Source organism: Pseudacidovorax intermedius, assembly GCF_003350475.1.
In the GTDB taxonomy this organism is placed as follows: domain Bacteria; phylum Pseudomonadota; class Gammaproteobacteria; order Burkholderiales; family Burkholderiaceae_C; genus Xenophilus; species Xenophilus intermedius.
The window spans coordinates 302,836-322,406 of the sequence record NZ_QQAV01000001.1; the positions used below are offsets into that span (position 1 = coordinate 302,836).

Annotated in this window: 1 protein-coding gene (running past one end of the window); it reads right to left on the bottom strand. The window is 72.9% G+C overall.

Annotated elements, in window-relative coordinates; genetic code table 11:
• The coding region annotated (locus tag DFR41_RS01415) for an LEPR-XLL domain-containing protein (RefSeq protein WP_114801432.1) crosses the window boundary (this coding region is incomplete at its 3' end): on the bottom strand, positions 1-19,571 show 19,571 of its 42,278 nt. 22,707 nt of the annotated region lie beyond the right edge of the window.

The following is a 19,571-nucleotide window of genomic DNA, read 5'->3' on the forward strand; positions in this document are numbered from 1 at the left end:
AGACCGTCGGCCTCCAGCAGGTAGACGCCGCCGTTGCCGGCGCTCGCACTCAGTGTGGTGACCTTGGTCTCCAGCGCGTTGGTGGCGCTGCCGATGGCCGTGCCGGCCTGCAAGCGCAGGCTGCCCGCCTCGATGTTGACCGTGCTGTCGCCGGCCGCGTCCGCATCCACGATGGCCGTGCCGGCCACGAGGGAGACGGTGCCGCCGGTCATGATGCGGCCGATGGTGGCCGTGGTGCCCGCGTTCACGCGCACCGTGCCCGTGCCGCTGGTCAGCAGGCTGCCGGCGTTCATCGCCAGGGCGCCCGCCGCGTCCACGTCCACCGTGCCGGCGCCGCCCGTGCGGAGGTCCGCCCCGGCGTCGAAGCCGATGGCGCCGCCCGCACGCAGGCTGATCGCGCCACTCGTGCTCAGCACGTCGGCCTGCACCGTCACGTTGCCCGCCAGCGCCTGCACCAGCACGTTGCCGCTGCCATGGGCCGACACGCTCACGCCCGCGCCGTTGGCCGTGCCATCGCCCAGCACCAGGTCGCCCGTCGTGCTCTGCAGCACCACCGCGCCGTTGCCGCCCAGCGTGCGCAGGTCCGACTGCGCCGCATCGGCCACCACCGTCGTGGTGCCGTCGGCGCCCACGCGGTTGATGCTGGCCGCCACGTCGCCCACGGTCAGACCGTCGGCCTCCAGCAGGTAGACGCCGCCGTTGCCGGCGCTCGCACTCAGTGTGGTGACCTTGGTCTCCAGCGCGTTGGTGGCGCTGCCGATGGCCGTGCCCGCCTGCAGGCGCAGGCTGGCCGCCTCGATGTTGACCGTGCTGTCGCCGGCCGCGTCCGCGTCCACGATGGCCGTGCCGGCCACGATGGAGACGGTGCCGCCGGTCGTGATGCGGCCGATGGTGGCCGTGGTGCCCGCGTTCACGCGCACCGTGCCCGTGCCGCTGGTCAGCAGGCTGCCGGCGTTCATCGTCAGGGCACCCGCCGCGTCCACGTCCACCGTGCCGGCGCCGCCCGTGCGGAGGTCCGCCCCGGCGTCGAAGCCGATGGCGCCACCCGCACGCAGGCTGATCGCACCGCTGCCGCTCAGCACGTCGGCATTGGCCGCGGCGCTGATCGCCCCGGCGCTCTGCAGCACCACATTGCCGCTGCCGTTGGCCGACACGGCCGCACCGTCCAGCGAGCCGGGCTGGCCGTCGGTCAGCGTCAGCGTGCCGCTGCCGCCGGTGCGCAGCACGATGCTGCCGTTGCCGCCAGTGGTGCGCAGGTCCGACTGGGCCGCGTCCACGGTGGCGGCGTCCAGCGTGCCGGCCGCATTCACCTTCTGCACCGCCACCGAGACGGTGGTCACGGTCACGCCGTCGGCCTCGCTCAGGAACAGGCCGCCGCCGGCCGCCTGGGCACTGAGGTTGACGGTGGCCGTCTCCAGGTGGTTGCCCGCGGCGCCGATGCCGGTGCCGGCCGCCAGGCGCAGGCCGCCCGAGACATTGCCGGTGGTGATGTTGACGCTGCTGTCGCCGTCCGCGTCGGCATCGAGGATGCTGCCCGCGGTGGCGGTGACCGAGACGCCGCCGGTGGCCGAGGTGAGCGCGATCACGCCCACCACCACGTCCTGCGCCGCGAGCAGGCGCACCGTGCCGCCGGCCGTGATGGTGTTGCCGGCCGCCTGGACGATGCTGCCCAGGGCCGATTCCACGTCCACGCCGCCCACCAGGCCGGTGGCGATGCCCACCGCGCCGTTGAAGCGCACGCCCGTCTGGCCCAGCACCGTGACGAAGCCGCCGGTGCTGCCGCTGGTGGTGATGGCCGCGTCGGCGATCACCCGGCCCGCCAGCGCCTCGATGCGCACATGGCCGCCCGCGCCGCTGCCGTTGCCGGCCGCCACGGCCACGCCGTCGGCGTTGCCGCCGTCGCCGAGCACGAGGTCGCCGGTGGTGCTGCGCAGCACCACGCCGGTGTTGCCGGTGGTGACGATGTCGGACTGCGCGGCATCGGCCAGGGCCGAGAGGCTGCCGTCCGCCGCCACGCGCTGCACGCTCGCCGCCACCGCGCCGACGGCCAGGCCGTCGGATTCGAGCAGGAACATGCCCGTGGCCCCGGCGCGCGCCGAGAGCGTGGCCACCGTGGTCTCCAGCGCGTTGGCGCCGGTGCCGATGCTGCCGCCCGCATCCAGCCGCAGGCCCGCGGCCTGGATGTTGACCGTGCTGTCGCCCGCGGCGTCGGCGTCGAGGATCGCGCCGCCCGCCGTCACCGCCACATTGCCGGTGGTGCCGACGCGCGCCAGGGTGGCCGCACCACCCGCCTGCAGGCGGATGTCGCCGCTGCCGGTGGCGAAGCTGCTGCCCACCGCCTGCGTCAGCGCGCCGCTGCCGGCCTGCACGTCCAGGCTGCCGGCACCGCTGCTGCGGATGTCGGCATTGGCCGTGACCGCGGTGCCGGCCCGCACGCTGATCGCGCCGCCCTGCGACACCACCGCCCCGTCGAGGGTGATGGCGCCGGTCAGGGCCTGCAGCAGCACGGAGCCGCTGCCGGCGCTCACGCCGCCGCTGCCGGCCGTGCCGGCGCGCAGCACCAGGTCGCCGGTGGCGCTGGTGAGCACGATGGCGCCGGCGCCAGTGGCGGCCAGGTCCTCCTGCGCCGCGTTCTGGGTGGCCACGGCACTGCCGTCGGCCTGCACACGCTGCACGTCCACGGTGACGGCATCCACCGCCAGGCCATCGCTTTCGGCGATGAACAGGCCGCCCGCACCGGCACTCGCGCTCAGCGTGGCGACGGTGGTCTCCAGCGCGTTGGCGCCGCTGCCGATGGCCGTGCCCGCGTCGAGGCGCAGGGCGCTGGCGCGCACGTCCACGTCGGTGTCGCCGGCCGCGTCGCCGTCGACGATGCGGCCCGACGCGCTCAGCGCCACGCGGCCGCTGCCGGCGTCCACCGACTCCAGCGTCAGGTCGCCGCCCAGCGCGCTCAGCAGGACGTTGCCGTCCACCGTCGCGATGGTGCCGCTGCCCTGCGCCTGCACCAGGTCGCGGCCGGCGGTGGCGCCGACCGTGGCGCCGCTGCCCAGCGTGGCGACGGCGGCGTTCTGCCGCAGGTCCTGCGCGGCGGCCAGCGTGATGTGGCCGGCCGTGGCCGTGAGGGCCGCATCGATCACCAGGTCGGCCCCGGTGCCGCCGGCCTGCAGCCGCAGGTTGCCGCCGGCAGTGCCGGCCGTCTGCACGGTGAGCGTGCCCGCCGCGGTGCCCAGCACCAGCGCGCCGCCCGCCGTGAAGGCGGCCTGCGCGGCATCGGCGCGCGACGCGGTGCTGCCACCGTCGAGCCCGACGCGCACCACCGCGATCTCGCCGACCGCGCCCACGGTCAGGGCCGTGGATTCGGCGACGAAGAGGCCGGCGCCGGCCGAGGCGCTCAGCACCGCCGCTTCCGTCTCCAGCGCATTGGCGCCGCTGCCGATGGCGCCGCCCGCCGACAGGCGCAGCTGGGAGGCCTGCACATCGACGGCGCCCGCCGTGGCCTCGCTGGCGTTGTCCAGGATCGCGCCGCCGGCCACCAGGCTCACGGCGCCCCAGCCGGACTGGCCGGCCAGGCTGCCGGCCGCACGGTCGGCCGCGGTGCGCGCATCGACCAGGCCGACCGTGAGGTCGCTGGTGGTCGCTTCCACGCGGATGTTGCCGCCGCCGGTGCGCAGCACGCTGCCGTCGGCGATGGCGACGTTGCCCTGCGCCTGCAGGTCCACCGTGCCGCTGCCGCCGGTGGAAAGCACCACGCCCGCCGACAGCGCGAGGCTGCCGCCGGTGGAAAGCACACTCACACTGCCGCTGCCCGAGCCCACGTCCGCCGCGAGGGTCACGTCGCCCGCGGCCTGCAGCCGCACGGTGCCGCTGGCCGCGCTCACGCCCGCGGTGCCGGCCGTGCCGGCGCCCACGGTCAGGCTGCCCGCCTGCACCTGCAGCACGATGGCGCCCGCGCCGGTGGCCGAGAGGTCCTCCTGCGCGGTGCCGGCCACGGTGCCGGCCAGCCCGGTGGCGGCAACGCGGCTCGCGTCGACCGTCACGCTGCCCACCACCAGGCCGTCGGCCTCGCTGACGAACAGCCCGCCCGCACCCGCCGCGGCACTGAGCGTGCCCACCGAGGTGTCGAGCGAATTGCCACCGCTGCCAATGGCCGTGCCGGCCGTCAGGCGCAGCGCCGTGGCGCTCACGTCCAGGTCGCTGCCGCCATCCACGTCCAGGATGCTGCCGGCCGTGGCCGCGATGGCCACGCTGCCGCTGCCGGCGTCGACCAACTCCAGCCCCACGTCGCGCGCCGCGGTGAAGACCACGTTGCCGCCCGCCGTGCGGGTCTGGCCGCTGCCGGCCGTCTGCAGCAGGTCGCGTCCGGCGACCTGCTCCACGCTGGCGCCAGTGCCGCTGCTGGCCACCGTGGCCGCCTGCAGCAGGTCGCGCCCGGCGATCAGGCTGGCCGCGCCGCCCGCACCGATGCGGGCATTGAGCGCGAGGTCGGTGCCGGCCTCCAGCCGCAGGGTGCCCGCGGCGTCGATGCCGCGGTCGTTGGCCGTGCCCTCGTCCACGGTCAGGCTGCCCGCGGCCGTGAGCACCACGCTGCCGCCGCTGACCACATCGGAGATGCGGCCGGCGGAGGTGCCGGTGCTGACGCCGTCCACGGCCACCCGGTTCACCACGATGACGCTCATGTTGTCGACCGTGAGGTCGCTGGCGTCCGCCACGAACACGCCGCCCGTGCCGGTGGCCGCGGCGCCCATCACGGCCGCCTCGATCTCCAGCGCGTTGCTGCCGCTGCCGATGCCGTTGCCTGCGGCACTGCCCGCCAGCAGGCGCAGGTTGCGCGCATACACGTCCACCGACGGCACGGTCTCGCCCTCGTCGTCGAGGATGGAGGCGCCCGCCTGCACGCTCACCGAGCCCCAGCCGGACTGGCCGCTCAGGCTGCCGGCCGTGCGGTCGGCGGCGCTGCGCGCATCCAGCAGGCCCAGCGTGGCCGAGCCGGTGGTGGCCATCACCTGGATGTTGCCGCCGTCGGTCTGGGCCACGGCGCCCGCCCCCATGGTGAAGCTGGTGCCGGCCAGCACCGCGATGTGGCCGCCGCCCGTGGCCAGGGCAATGCCCGCGGCCTGGGCGATGGCGCCGCCCGCGCTCAGCGTCAGGTCGCCGCTGCCGGAGCCCACGGCCGCGCGGATCTGCAGGCTGCCCGGCGTGGCACCGGTCCAGGCATTGGCGAGCAGCACGTTGCCGCTGCCGCCGGCCGTCACGGCCGCGTCCACGATCAGGTCGCCGGCGCGGGACAGGCCGTTGGTCACCACGATGGCGCCGCCGTCGCCGCTGCGCAGGCCCACCAGGGTGGTGCCGCTGGCGGACGAGACGCTGCTGCCGTCGGCGCCGATGCGGTTGACCGCCACGGCCGCCACGCTGCCGATCGTCAGGCCGTTCTCCTCGCCCACGAAGAGCCCGCCGCCGCCCGCACTGGCGGCCAGGGTGCTCACCGAGGTCTCGATGCGGTTGGCCGCCGTGCCGATGCTGCCGCCCGCCACCAGGCGCACCGCGCCCGCCGTCAGGTTGACCAGCTGCGGCGAGGCGCCGTCGGCATCCGCGTCCAGGATCGAGCCCGAGGCGCCGATGGCGATCAGGCCCGCGCTGCTGCTGCCGGTGCCCACGGTGCCGATCACCGCGTCGCCGCCGGCGGCATCGATGCGGATGTTGCCGCCCGCGCTCAGCACGCGGGCCGCGGCGTCCAGCGCGATGCCGGCGTCGGCCGCCAGCTCCACGGTGGCGCTGCCGCCCAGGGCCTGCGCCTTGAAGGCGCTGCTGCCGACGATGCCGTCGGCCGACAGCAGCGAGAGGCTGCCGCCGCCGGCGGTGCTCACGTCGGCGCGCAGCTCCAGCGTGGCATCGGTGCCTTCGGCCGCCTCGCCGCTGCGCAGGCGGATGTGGCCGCTGCCGGTCTGGCGCACCGTGCCTTCGACCACCAGCCGTCCGTCGGTGGTCTGGATCACGATGGCACCGCTGCCGGCGTTGTCGATGGCGGTCATGCCCGAGGCCACCAGGCGCAGGGCCGTGGCCTCCTGCACGTACACGCCGCCCGTGGCGCCGTTGGTGGCGCTCAGCTGGGCCACGCGGGTCTGCAGCGCGGCCGAGGCGGCGCCGATGCCGGCCGCGGCGCTCATGCGCAGCGCGGCGGTGTCGCCGTCGATGTTGGGCCCGTCGCCGCTCAGGTTGTCGCGGATCGCGCCGCCGGTGGCTGTGAGCGTCACCAGCCCGCCCGCCAGGATGCGGCTGAGCGAGAGGTCGCCGCTGTCGGCCGTCAGCGTCACGGCGCCGGTGTTGCCGGCGTTGAGCGAGCCGATGGTCGTGCCGTCGGCCATGGCGATGCCGGCGCTGGCGCGCACGTCCACCAGGCCGCCGGCGGCGGCGATGTCGCCGCCCAGCGAGGCGCTGCCGCCATTGGCGCGCAGCGTCACGCTGCCGCCGGTGGTGGCGATGCGCCCGTCGTGCGTGGTGTCGTCCAGCAGCACGATGCCGCCGCTGGCCGTGAGCGACACGGCGCCGGTGGTGCTGGCGATGGCCTGGTGCACCACCAGGCTGCCGCCGTCGGCTGTCAGCGACACGCTGCCGCTGCCGGCCTGCAGCACGCCGGTGCCCAAAGCCGCCACCGTGAGCTGGCCGGCCGTGGTGGCCACGCCGATGTTGCCGCTGGCGCCCGCCTGCGTCTGGGCCACGCCCAGCACCGTGAGGTCGCCGCCGGCCGCGGTCTCGCGGATGGTGATGTCGCCCAGGGTGCCCGTGTGCGTGGCGCTGACGCTGTCGAGCTGGGTGGCGCCCAGGTTGATGCCCGAGGCCGCGGTCACCGTCAGGTGGCCGCCGATCAGCGCCTCGCCCGTGGCGCCGTCGGTGGCGGCGTCGAACTGCTGCACCGAGCCCGTGGCCGAGTACAGGACGATGTCCTGCACGCCCGCCGCGGTGCGCGCCTCCATGGTGTTGCCGATGCGGATGTTGCCGATCGCGTCGAGCTTGACCGTGCCTTCCACCAGCAGCGTCTGGTTGGCGAGGTTGGCATCCTCCACCGTGATGTTCTGGCCATAGACCTCCAGGTTGTCGCGCAGCAGCGGCTGGCCGGCCGTGGTCAGCGCCGCGATGCGCACGGTGCCGGTGCCGGTGGCATGGCCGGTGCTGCTGTCGTAGCCGCCGATCACGATGGTGCTGAAGCCGTCGGCCAGCTTGCGCACCTCCTGGTCGTTGATGTTGAGCGTGGCGTTGGTCACGCTGTTGATCGGCGAACCCACCTCGATGTTGAGGCTGGTGGTGGTGGGCCGCAGCCAGAGCTTGCCGGTGCCCACGATGGACTCGTCACCGCCCTGGAAGTCGATCTCGTCGCCCTGCAGCACGATGTCGCCACCGCCCTGCACCACTACGCCGCCCTTGAAGATCACCTGGCTCGCGCCCTGGATCACCAGCTTGCCCGAGGTGAGCACCACGTCGCTGTAGAAGGTGACCACGCCGCTGGCGGTGATCTGCAGGTCGCCGTTGACGGTGACCGGGCCGTAGAAGGTGACGTTGTTGGGCAGGTTGACCTCGCTGCCCACCGTCACGCCGCCGATGGTCAGGCCTTCGAGCGCATCGTCGCCGCCCACGGTGCCGCTGATGACGATGTTGTCGGCCGCCTCCAGGCGCAGGTAGTCGGGCGTGGCGTCCTGGTTGCCGTTGAGCATGTGCGAGGGCAGGCTGCCCAGCTGCAGGCTGCCGGTGCCGTCGGTGCCGGCGCGCAGGGTGATCGGCGCGCTGGCGGTGCCGCCGTTGATGCGCACCGAGTCGTTGATGGTGATGTCCGAGTCCGAGGACGCGTTGGCCGAGACCGTGGTGGTGTTGCCCGAGCCGCTGATGGTCAGCGAGGCGTCGTGCGTCAGCACCAGCTCCTGGTTGATGTAGACCTCGCCGCCCAGGTTGGGGTTGAGGATGACCAGGTCGTCCTTGACCTGGATCGTGCCGCCGGACACGCCCTCGCCGCCCAGGTAGACCTTGAGCGCGGTGTCGGTGCCGCCGATGACGATCTGGCCGAAGCCGTCCTGCAGGTGCGACAGCGAGTCGTTGCTCAGCTGCATGCCGCCGCCGGTGCTGCCGGCATCGCCCAGCACCACGGTGCCGGTCGGGTCCGAGGGCTTGAAGGTGAGCGTGGCCCCGGCGCTGCGCACGTCGGCGGCGATGCTCACCTGGTCGGAGCGGATGGTGATGTCCTGCCCGCCCGCGTCCACGTCGTTGACGAACTTCTGCTCGCCCTGCAGCGCCGCCACGTCGGTCTGGCCGCCGCGCGAGCCGGCCGCCGCGGCGTCCGAGTGCACGACGATGGAGCCGGTGGCGAACACCACCACGTCCTGCCGGCTGGTGCTGGAAACGGTGAGCGACTGCGCGTCCACCACGATGGCCTGCGGGCTGAAGGTGAAGTCCTCGTAGCGCTGGCCCACCGAGCCCTTGGCCGTGATGGTGATGCCGCCGCCGGCGGCCGACAGCATGGGGCCGCCGGCGCTGCGCAGCACCGTGCCGTTGGGCACGTGCGAGGCGGCGTTGTAGTCCTCCAGGTTCGCCACGGCGATCAGGCCGGTGGCCTGGTCCATGGTGAACTTGTTGCGCGAGAGCATCCAGTCGATGTCGGCGTCGAAGCCGCTGCCGTCGCGCAGCCAGCCCAGCGCGGCGCTGTCGTTGACCACCGAGCCGGCGAGCGCGCGCACCCCGATGTTGCCGCTGCCGCCGGCCTTGACGGTGGCGCCCAGCGAGATGTCGCCGCCCTCGGCCGTGAGGGCGATGCTGCCGCCCGTGGTGTCGACCGCCTGGCCGATGTGCAGGCTGCCGCCCGCATACAGCGCCAGGTCGCCGCCGGCGCTGTGCACGCCGGTGCCGCTCGACAGCACGTCGATGTCGCCATGGCCCGCCAGGATCGAGACGCGGCCCGCGGCCTGCTGGTCCACGCCCACCAGCTGCAGGCCGTCCACCTCCTCGATGAACACGTCGCCGTGGCCGGTGTTGACGAAGTCCAGCGCCCGCACCTGCACTTCGAGCGCATTGCCGTCCTCGCCGATGCCGCCGCTGGAGCGGATGTACAGCAGCGCGTCGGCCGCGATGACGTCGGTGCTGCCCTCGGCCACGTCCAGCACGCCGCCGGCCACGATGCGCAGCTCGCCGTCGTGGGTGGTGCGCAGCTTGCCCAGCAGGATGGCGCCGCCCGCATCGAGCGAGATGGCGCCGCTGCCGGCATTGACGACGGTGTCGCCTTCCATCGAGAGGCTGCCGGCGCCGGCGTCCAGCGTCACCGCGCCCGAGACGCTGGTGATGTCGCCCTGGCCGCTCATGGCCAGGCCGCCCTGGCCGCGCACCGTCACGTCGCCCGAGGCGCTGGACAGCGCCTGGTTCAGCGTCAGCACGCCGGCCGTGGTGACCAGCGAGATGCCGGCGCTGCCGGTGGTGGCGATGGCGCCGTCGACGGTCATGGCGCCGCCCGACTGCAGGTGCACCGCCGCGTGGCTGGTGCTCAGCGCCTGGGTGACGGTCATGCCGTCCTTCTCGTAGATGTCGATGGCCGAGCCGGCGGTCACCGTCAGCGTGTCGGCCTCGATGGTGCCGACCACCGCGCCGTTGACCAGCCGGCCCGCCGACACCGCGCCGGCCGCCGTCAGCGTCACCGCGCCGGCCGAGGCCATGCTGTCGATGGCGATGGCGCCGGTGCGCGAGGTGATGCTCACGTCGCCCGCGGTGCCGGTGATGGCACCGATGCGCACGTCGCCATCGGCCACGATGGTGATGTTGCCGCCGGCCATCTGGATGCCGGTGATCTCCAGCGCGCCGGTCTGGATCACCGTGAGGTTGCCGTCGCCGGTCATGGTGACCTGCAGCGTGCCGACCTCGGTGGTGAGCGTCAGGTCGTGGCCGGCCGACACCGTGAGCGCACCCGCGCTGAGCGTGCCGCCCAGCGTGAGCGAGGCGCCGGCGCTGAGCGTGACCGTGCCGCCGCTGCCCACGTCGATGTCGGAGACGACCACCAGGTCGCGGCCCGCGCCGAGCGTGAGGTTGTCGCCGTCGTAGGTGGGCAGGTTGACCACCGTCAGGCTGCCGCTGACCAGCAGGCTGGCATCGCCGGCACTGCGGTCGGGGACGATCAGCACATAGTCGCCGCTCTTGGTGAGCGCCTGGGTGGCGGCGGCATCGCGCACGCTGCCCTTGAGCTCGAAGGCCGCATTGGCCTGCAGCGCCGTGAGCGTGAGGGTGCTGCCCTGCACGCTGGCAGAGACCACGCCGTCCTGCTCGATGCGCTGCTCCAGCGCGCCCAGCACCGAGGCCCAGTCGGCCGTGACGGCCTGGCCGCCCACGGTGTCGCCCACATGCACGGTGTAGCTGCGCGCGCCCACCTGCACGGTGTAGTCCACGCCCGCCTGCGGCGTGCCGCTGAACGTGAGGCGGCTGGCCTGCGTGGCGTCCTGGCCGGCCGCGGCCAGCACGCTGCCCGCGTCGATCACGCCGCCGGCCACCGCCGTCTGCGACAGGCGCTGCACCGTCACGTCGTCGACGGTGAAGGCCTGGTTGGCATCGTTGGCCGTCAGCACCAGCTGGCGCGTGGCGGCATCGAAGCCCACGTCCAGCAGCGCATGGCCGCCGTCCACCTCGCCCGCCTCGATGGCGGTGGCCAGGGCGCCCAGCACCGAGGCCCAGCTGGCGGTCACGCCGCCGCTGCCCACGGTGGCGCTGTAGCTGTGGCCGTTGACCTGCACCGTGAAGACGCTGCCCGCGGCCAGCGTGTAGCCGGCCGTCGCCGGATCGGCGAAGACCACATGGCTCTTCTGCTGCACCTGCGTGCCCGCGTCCATGTCGGTGTCGAAGGTGGCGGCAACTGCGCCCGACTGGCCCAGGGCCACCGTGCCGAAGGCGTCGTTGACCGCCTCGGCCGCAAGGCCGATCACGCTGCGCTGCGCCACGCTGGCGCCGAAGCTGGTGGAGGCGGAGGCGATGGAGGAGGTGCTGAGCACCGTCAGCACGCCGCCGGCGCCCGACTGCGGATCGGCAAAGTCGCTGCTGACCTTGTAGCCGCCCTCCTGGATCAGCGTCAGCAGCTGGGCCGTGACGGCCTGGGCGCTGTCGCCGTCCTGCGCGGTGTAGCTGTAGGCCGTGCCGTCGAGGGTGATGGTGTAGGCCGTGCCGGCCGCGACCGTCAGGCTGCGCAGGTCGAGCACCCGGCCGTCGTAGGCCGTGGCGTCGATGGCCTCGCCGCGCTCGATCTGCGCCGCCAGCGCCGTGCGCAGCGAAGCCCAGTCGGTCACGCTGGCCACCGTGGCGGTGGCGCCGTAGCTGGCATGGGCGTCGACCGCCGCCGCCAGCCCCTGCACCACGGCCGCCAGGCCGTCGCCGCTGGCTGCGGTGTAGCTGAAGCTCTGGCCACCCACGGTCAACACGTAGCGCCAGCCCTGCTGCACCTGCAGGCTGCTCAGGTCGAAGTGGCGGCCGCCCTCGGTGGTGCCGTCCTGCAGCAGGCCCGCCTGGCCGGCCTGCACGCTCTGCATCGAGCTGCCGCCGACCTGGGTGGCCGCGAGCGTGGCGCCCGCGCTGAAGGTGATGACGGTGCCCGAGGCCTGCGCCGCGATGGTGGGGTCGGCGTCGGCCATCGCCGCCAGCTTGCCGGCGATGCTGGCGCGGGTGTCGCCGTCGACGGCGATCACGTCGAAGCGCTTGCCGTCGGCCACGGTGAGCGTGTAGTGCGCGCCCGCGACGATGCCGGACAGGCCCGCCAGGTCGACAGTGACGTCGTTGCCCGAGGCCGTGCCGCTGGCCGTGCCCAGGCGGCTGTCGGCCTGCAGCGCCAGCACGTCGAGGCTGCCGCTGCCGTTGCCCAGGCCGGTGACGTCGATGAAGGCATTGGTGCCCAGCCGCACGAGGTAGTCGTGCCCGTCCAGCGTGAGGCCGTAGAGCTTGCCGGACTGCGGCGCGGTGCCGCTGTCGAACAGCACGTTGGTGTGCTGCGCCTGGTCGAAGCCCGGTGCCACGTCGCCGGCGCCGGTGTCGAGGCTGCTGCCGTCCTTGGCCACGCCGCCGGTGACGGCATCGAGCGTGGGCAGCGTCAGCGACACGCCGGCCAGGGTGAAGGGCGTGTTGCCCTGCTCGGCGCTGAGCACCAGCCGCAGGTTGTCCGCATCCACCGTGACGGCGATGGCCTCGCCCTGCTCGATGCGTGTCTTGAGCGCGCCGAGCACGCCGGCCGCCGTGTCGCCCTGGGCCGCGGTCACGCTGTAGGCATGGCCGTTGACGGTGACGGCGTAGATCTGCCCCGCCGCCGGCTGGATGCCGAAGGCCAGCGTGCTGACCTGCGCCACCGACACGCCGGCCGGCGTGAGCGTCTGGCCCTGCAGGTTGACGATGGCGCCACCGGCCTCCAGCAGCGAATGCTCGGTGACGGTGCTCTGCGGGTCGTAGCTGAAGCCGCCGGCGGCGATGGTGCGCACCTCGACGTCGTCGCCATTGCCGTGCTTGCCGGGGTCGGTGAGCTGGGTGATCTGCGCCGCGCCGCGCACCGTCACCTGGTGGCCGTAGAGGTCGGCGGTGCGGTCGTCATAGGCATCGGTCACCACCGTGGTGGTGCCGTCGGGCTGCAGCGTGGCGACCGACAGGGCCTTCCATTCCTTCACGCCGTGCAGCGCGTCGGCGGTGATGCGGCCGGAGGTCTTCTCGGCGCCCAGGTCGGTCGCGGCCTCCACCAGGTCGACGTACATGACGCCGGCCGCGCGCAGGTCGATGTCGCTGCCGCCGGCGAAGTTGCGCACCTCGCGCAGGTACAGGTCGCCGCCGGCGGCGATGTCGATCAGGCCGTCGCGCGCGCTGGCCAGCTCCACCACCAGGCCCGTGGCCTCGTTGATGCGGATGGCGCCGTGCACGGTCGAGCGCACCTTGAGCGTGTCCACCAGCGTGTTGAGCTGGGCGTCGCCCGCGGTCTGCACTTCCAGGCGGTCGGAGATGAACACCGAGGCGCCGTCGCTCGTGACGGCCTGCGCCGTGAGGCTGAGCACACCGCCGGTGGTGGCCGCGGCCACGATGCCGCTCTGCACGGCCAGCGTGCCGTCCACGATCAGCGTCACGTTGCGGGCCGGATCGAAGCCCTGCAGCCCGCCGACGAAGCCGCTGAGCGTCAGGTCGTCCTGCACGTGGACGAAGATGTCCTGCCGCGCCCGCAGGTCGAAGCGCAGCGCGGGCAGCTGGTCCACCTGCAGGTTGATGAAGCCCGTCTCCTGCGCCGGCGCATTGACCGAGGTGCTGCCGCTGGCGTTGACGTCCACCGACTGCTGCACGGCCGTGGCGCCTTCGGCGCGCACGATCACCTGCTCGATGGCATCGAGCGCGGCGCTGCCGTCGTAGTGCTGCGCCTTGACGGCGACGGTGCCGCTCAGGTTGACGTTCTGGCCCGCCACCAGTTCCAGGTGGCGGTTGACGCTGAGCGTCACGTCCTTGAGGTTCAGGCTCTCGCCGGTCTGCAGGATCAGCGTGTCGGCGCTGAGCGTGGTGGGCAGCAGCTTGGTGACCGGCTCGCCGCGCGAGGCCTCGGTGCCGAACACGAAGTACTTGCCCGCGCGGTATTCCATCCACTCGGGCGCCTCGAAGAAGCGGTAGAGCTCCACCGTCTGCGCCGCGTCGAAGACCACGCCGCGGCTGTAGGCCAGCGAATCGCCGGCCTTGGGCGTCTTGACGACCACGCTGCCCTGGTGGCTGGTGAGCGACACGGTGTCGCCCGCCATGCGGCCGTCCACGTCCACCAGCAGGCTGCCTTCGCTCTCGATGGCCACGCGCGTGTTGCCGGTGCCGGCGGTCACGCTGCTCAGGGCCTGGACGACGGTGAGGCCGGTGTACTTCTCGCCCACGCCGTCGAAGTCGTGCAGCGCGATGTCGCCGCCCGTGGTGGTTGCGTCGAGTTCGTTGACGGCGATCTCCAGCCCGGCGATGCCGGTGGCGGCGCGCACCGTCAGGCGCTGCGCCACCACGTCCACCGCCGCGTCGGCGAAGGACTCGGCCACGGCGCCCTGGCGCGAGATCAGCGTCACCAGGCCGGCCGAGCTCAGGCTCTGCTGGGCCTGGCCATCCACCACCGGCAGGTCGGCCGCGGTGGCGGCATGGACGCCCGCCGAGACATGGCGCACCAGCAGGTCCTGCAGCGCATCCACCTTGACGTCGTTGCCGGCCTTGTTGGTGCGCAGCACCACCTCGACCAGTTCGACCACGCCTTCGCCGGTGAGGGTGAAGCTGCCATCGGCGATCTGCACGTCCTGCACCGTCAGGCGGCGCTCGCCCTGCGCCACGGTGGCGCTGGCGGCGTCCTGCACCGCCAGGCGCAGGCTGTTGACGTTGGTGGCGATGTCCACCGCGCCGGTGCCCGTCAGCACCAGCTCGTCGGCCACCACGCGGGTGTCGTCGTCGTGCCAGACCTGGCCCTGGGCGCTGAGGGTGACGTCGCCGCGCGCGTCGTTGCGCACGTCGCCCAGCACCAGGTCGCCCGTCAGGCCGGCGGCACTGAAGGCGGAGAGCGCGATGTCGTTGCGGTCGCTCGCGCCCAGTGTGAGCACGCGGACGGCCTTGAGCAGGCCGGTGTTGCTCACGGTGATGCCACCGTCGGCGGTCTGGGCGTCCAGCCTCAGCGCGCCGGTGTTGACGAGGTCGATGTTGCCCACGCCGGTGAGCGCCAGCTGCGCCTCAGACACGCGGGTTCCGAGGGTCAGGCCGGTCTCGGCCGAGGCCTCCAGGCGGCGCGCGGCAATGGTGCCCACGGCCACCCAGACCTTGTTCTCGTCGCCCGTGGTGCCCGGCAGCTGCACCAGGTCGCGGCGCTGTTCGATGAAGCCGGCCTGCGCCTGCAGATGCAGCACGCCCTGCGTGACGCTGGCCTCCAGCGTCGCATGGTCGAGCACGATGTCGCCGCCGAAGCGGCCCGCGGTGAGCGACAGTCCGCCCTCCGTGGCCTTGAGCACCGTCTGTGCGTCGGCCTCGATGCCGCCGTCGCGCGCCGTGCCGGCGGCGGCCGAGCCGGCCTCCAGGTCGATGCTGCCGGCGGTCACGGCGCCGCTGAGGAACAGGTCGCGACCCGCATCCACCGTCACGCTGGCCAGGCTGTCGCCCGTGCCGGTGCCGGCATGCGTGGCGCCGCCCAGCGTCAGGTCCTGCGCGGCCAGCAGCATCACGGTGGCGCCGCTGCCGGTGCCCAGCAGGGTGGCGTTGTCCGCCACCTCCAGGCTGGTGCCGGCGGCCAGGCTCAGGCTGTGGGCCTGCAGCGTGGTCTGCACGGCCTGGCCCAGCGCATCGGCCACGCCCTGCACCTGCACCAGCGTGCGGGCGCTCACGTCCAGCCGGTCGCTGGCGCTGACCACGCCCGACAGGCGCACCGAGGCGCCGGCGTCGATGACGATGTTCTTCGCGCCCAGCGCGGCGGCATCGCCGAAGTCGCCGTAGCTGCTGCCCACCGTCTCGGTGTGCGCCTCGGGGACGAGCTGCGTGACCTTCTGGATGATCGGCACCGACTTCCAGACGGTCACGTCCTTCGGCGTGGTGACCATCACCTCCTTGGTGGTGGTCTGGTAGACCGGCCGGTAGTCATCGATGTCCTGCGCCACCGTGGCCAGCTGGTACTTGAGCTGCACCCGCTGGTCGTAGACGTTCTCGGTCTTGGCCGTCCACTGGTAGGTGTAGTTCCAGTAGTTCTCGTAGCGGTAGCCCCAGACCTTGATGGCCGTGATCTCGTCGTTGTGGCCGCCGAAGTTCTGCTTGCTGCTCGTGAGCTTCTCTTCCCAGCCGCCGTAGTTCTTGTGCTGGAAGACCTGCACCGCATAGGTGGCCGAGCTGAACCGCACGGCCTGGATGTCGTCGTTCCAGTCGTCGCCGCCGCGCGAGCCGTTGTAGTTGCCCACGAGGTTGCTGGTGTCGTTCTTGACCTCCAGCGCATAGCCCACGTAGTTGGCCCACCAGTAGAAGACGGGGCCGGCATAGCCCGACTGGATGCCCGGCGCCACGCCGACCTGCTGCGTGCCCGCGAAGGCCGAGGACTGCAGCACCAGCGAGGCGGTGCCCGAGGCCAGTGTGGCGCGGTAGTCCTCATTCGCCAGGATGGCGCTGATGCCGAAGGCGGCATTGTTGGCGCGCACCTTGGCGCCCTCGCTGTCGAACCAGGACCACTTGGGCGCGTAGCTGATCGTCGCGTCGTGGTCGTCGGCCATGTCCAGGTACTGGCGGGTGCCGGTGCCGTCCATGTAGCTGACCTTCCAGCGGCCGATGTCATGGTCGAAGTCCAGCGACTGGTTGGACCAGTCGAAGTTGCTGGCCGTTCCCGTGAAGCTGGAGCTGACCTGCGTGTAGAAGACCTTGCTCCTGTCGATGTAGCTGCCCACCAGCTCGCCGCTGTGCGACACCGTGTCCGTCACCCAGTGGCCGCCGGCGTTGCTGCCGTCGGCGCTGGTGTCGCCGTCGAGGTAGAGCGCACTGCCCTGGCTGACCACGCGCAGCACGTCTTCCTGCGCGCCCACGGGCATCAGCACGTACTTGTCGCGCCAGCCGGCCACGTTGACGTAGAAGACCTGCAGCGCGTTGTTCTTCCAGTCCGGCGCCCAGGCCGACTCGGTGGTGTTGCCATTGAGCGTCTGGTGCGTGACGGCGTTGTCGTAGCCGAAGTCGTACAGCGGCATGTAGCCGAGCGTGTTGAGCACGGCCCAGCGCTGCGCATCGGTGAGCTGCGAGAAGCTCTTGTAGTCCGAGCTCTTGTAGTCGCCGCTGGGTGCGGTGGTCGTGCGGCCGGGGTTCTGCTCGTCGCCGGCGCGCGTCCAGTCGATCACCGGGATGGCCGCCTTGTTGGGCAGCGTGCTCAGCGCCTTCTCCTCGGCCGTGTTGAAGTAGTCCACGCCCTCGATGAAGAACTCGCGGAACTGCTGGTCGGCCGCGGCGGAGGGGTTGTAGTAGCCGGTCTGCGACAGCGTCACGTCCATCGTGTGATAGCTGCTGCCCACCTTGACCAGCTCGGTGCCCACCTGCTCGGTGACCTGCGTCGTCTGCCAGCTCACCTCGGGCACCTGGATGGTGCCGTCGGCCACCTGCTGGTAGCCGGTGACCACGTCCACCGTCTGCTCGGTGGTGGTGTAGCTGGTGACCTCCACGGCCTGCACGGCCTTGAGCTGCTGCGAGGACTTGAGCACCACGTCGCCGCCGGCCTGCACGACCAGCGTGCCCTCGGCATTGACCTTGCCCTGCTCCAGCACCAGGATGTTGCCGCCCGCCAGCTGCGCGCGCGCGATGTCGGATTCCAGCCGCTCGCGGCTCCAGCCCAGGTCCACGCCCGCGTTGAGGTGCACGTCGTGCCGGGAGCCCAGAAAGCCGCCCAGCGTGAGCGAGGTGCCTGCGTTGACCAGCAGCAGGCCATGCTCGGCGTCCTGGTCGACCTGCACGTTGCCGTTGATGACCACCGTGGGCGCCGCCAGGTGCACCAGCGAGCCGGCCTTGACGATGGGCGAGTCGCTGCCCGCCGCGGAGGCGCTGGACAGCACCAGGCGCGTGCGCGCCTGCATGTAGATGGACGAGTCCTCGCCGAAGGCGAAGACATGGCTGCCGGCCGTCATGTTGATGCTGGCGCCGGTGATGGCCACGCTCTCCTGCACCTCGATGTTGCGCATCACGTTGACGTCGCCGGAGGTGGAGGCGATCACCACGTCCTTCACGTGGGCGCGGGTGGGGCTGCTGCCGTCCACGCGTTCGCCGATCACGTGCGAGATGGTGATGCCGTCGGCCGCGCGCACGGTGACCGTGCCGCCCTCGCCGGTGTCGAGCACGCCGCCGGAGATCTGCTTGCCGTCGGCGTCGAGCACCAGGGTGTCGATGAGCACGCCGATGCGCGTGGCGGCATCGGTGCCGCCTTCGACGCGCACCTGGTCGTCCCCGCGCACCAGCGCCGAGACCACCACCTGCGAGCGCGAGCTCAGGGTGATGTCCGCGCCCTCGCCCTCGGCCACCACGTCGCCGCGCAGGATGAGGTCGCCATCGGCCGAGACCACGATCTGGCCGTCGGCATCGCCCACGCCCAGCCGGCCGGCCGAGGTCACCGTGAGGCCGTTGCCGGCCACGTCGGTGCCCGCCAGAACCTGCAGGCTGCCGCTGGCGGAGAGGTGCGCCGCGACCACCATGTCCAGCGCCGCGCGCAGCTGCATCTGGGCCCCGGCGCCGTCCAGCTGACGGCCGCCGGCATAGGCCTCACCTGCCAGCTCGATGCGTGCGCCCGCGTCCAGGCGCAGCACGCTGGCCGCGGCCAGCGTCACCAGCTGGCCATCGGCGGCCGAACGGATGCTGCCGCCGGCGCGCAGTTCGAGCAGCCGGTCGGCCGTGATCACCGCGCCGCCGCTGGCGGCACCGACCGAGCCGACGGCGATGTCCCCCGCCGCCTGCACCAGCACGCTCTGGCCCGCGGCGGCTGCCGTGATGGGCGAGCCGTACAGCGCCACGTTGCCGCCCGCCACCACGCGCAGCGAGCCGGCCAGCTGCATGTCGGCATGCAGCTGCACGCCCTGCGCGGCCGCGATGTCGACCTCGTAGTCGTAGGTGGCCGGCGTGGCCGCCGTGCTGCGCACGGTGCCGGCCAGGTCCACGTTGCGGCCCGACAGCACGATCTGCCCGCCGGTCTCGATCCAGCCGGCCTCGTGCTGCAGCGTCAGCGTGCCCTGGCTGGAGACGATCTGCACCAGGCCCGTGCCGCCGCTGTCGCGGCCCAGCGCGCTGTTGATGGAGACGTCGTTGACGCCGCTGAAGAGGATGCGGCCGTTGGCGTCCAGCGTGTTGAAGTGGGCCGAGTTGGTGGTGACCAGGCTCAGCTCGCCGGCACGCACCTGGCTGCCGACGCTGACGATGATGTCGCGCTGGGCCGTCAGGTCGCCACGCAGCTCCAGGGTGTTGCGCGCCTCGATGACGATGTCGGCATTGGCGCCGCGCGCCACCAGGTCGCCGCGGATGATGGCGTTGCCCGCCGGGGCCAGGTACATGCCGCCCGAGAGGGTCTCCAGCAGGCCGGTCTCGGTGAGCTCCACCGTCTGGTTGCCCAGGGCGTTGGTGCCGGCATAGAGGTTGATGGCGCCGTAGGCGCGGATGGACCCGGCGATGGTGATCTCGCCGCCCGGCGCATTGGCGCGGCCCAGGTTGACCACCGAGCCGCGGGCGCTGGCGTCCAGCGCCCAGCCGCGGTCGGAATCGGCCGGGGCCGACACGGCCTGCGTGAAGCCGAGCAGGCCGGCGCCGCCGCCGGCATCGGCCAGCGTGAAGGCGTAGTCGCCGGTGATCATCAGGCGCCCATCGGTCAGGCGCGCCGTCAGGCCGTAGCCCGACAGTTCGGGCGCGGCGTCGATGGCCGCCTGCAGGTCCTGCACCAGCGAGGCCAGCCCGGCGTTGCCCGCGGTGGCCGACGCCGACACGGTGAGGGTGGCACTGCGCAGGTAGCTGCCATCCTTGACGGTGAGCACCAGGCTCGCGTCGCGGCTCAGGTGGCCGTCGGCGTACTCGGCAAAGCCCGCCGCCGTCAGCTCCTGCGTCCAGGCCGG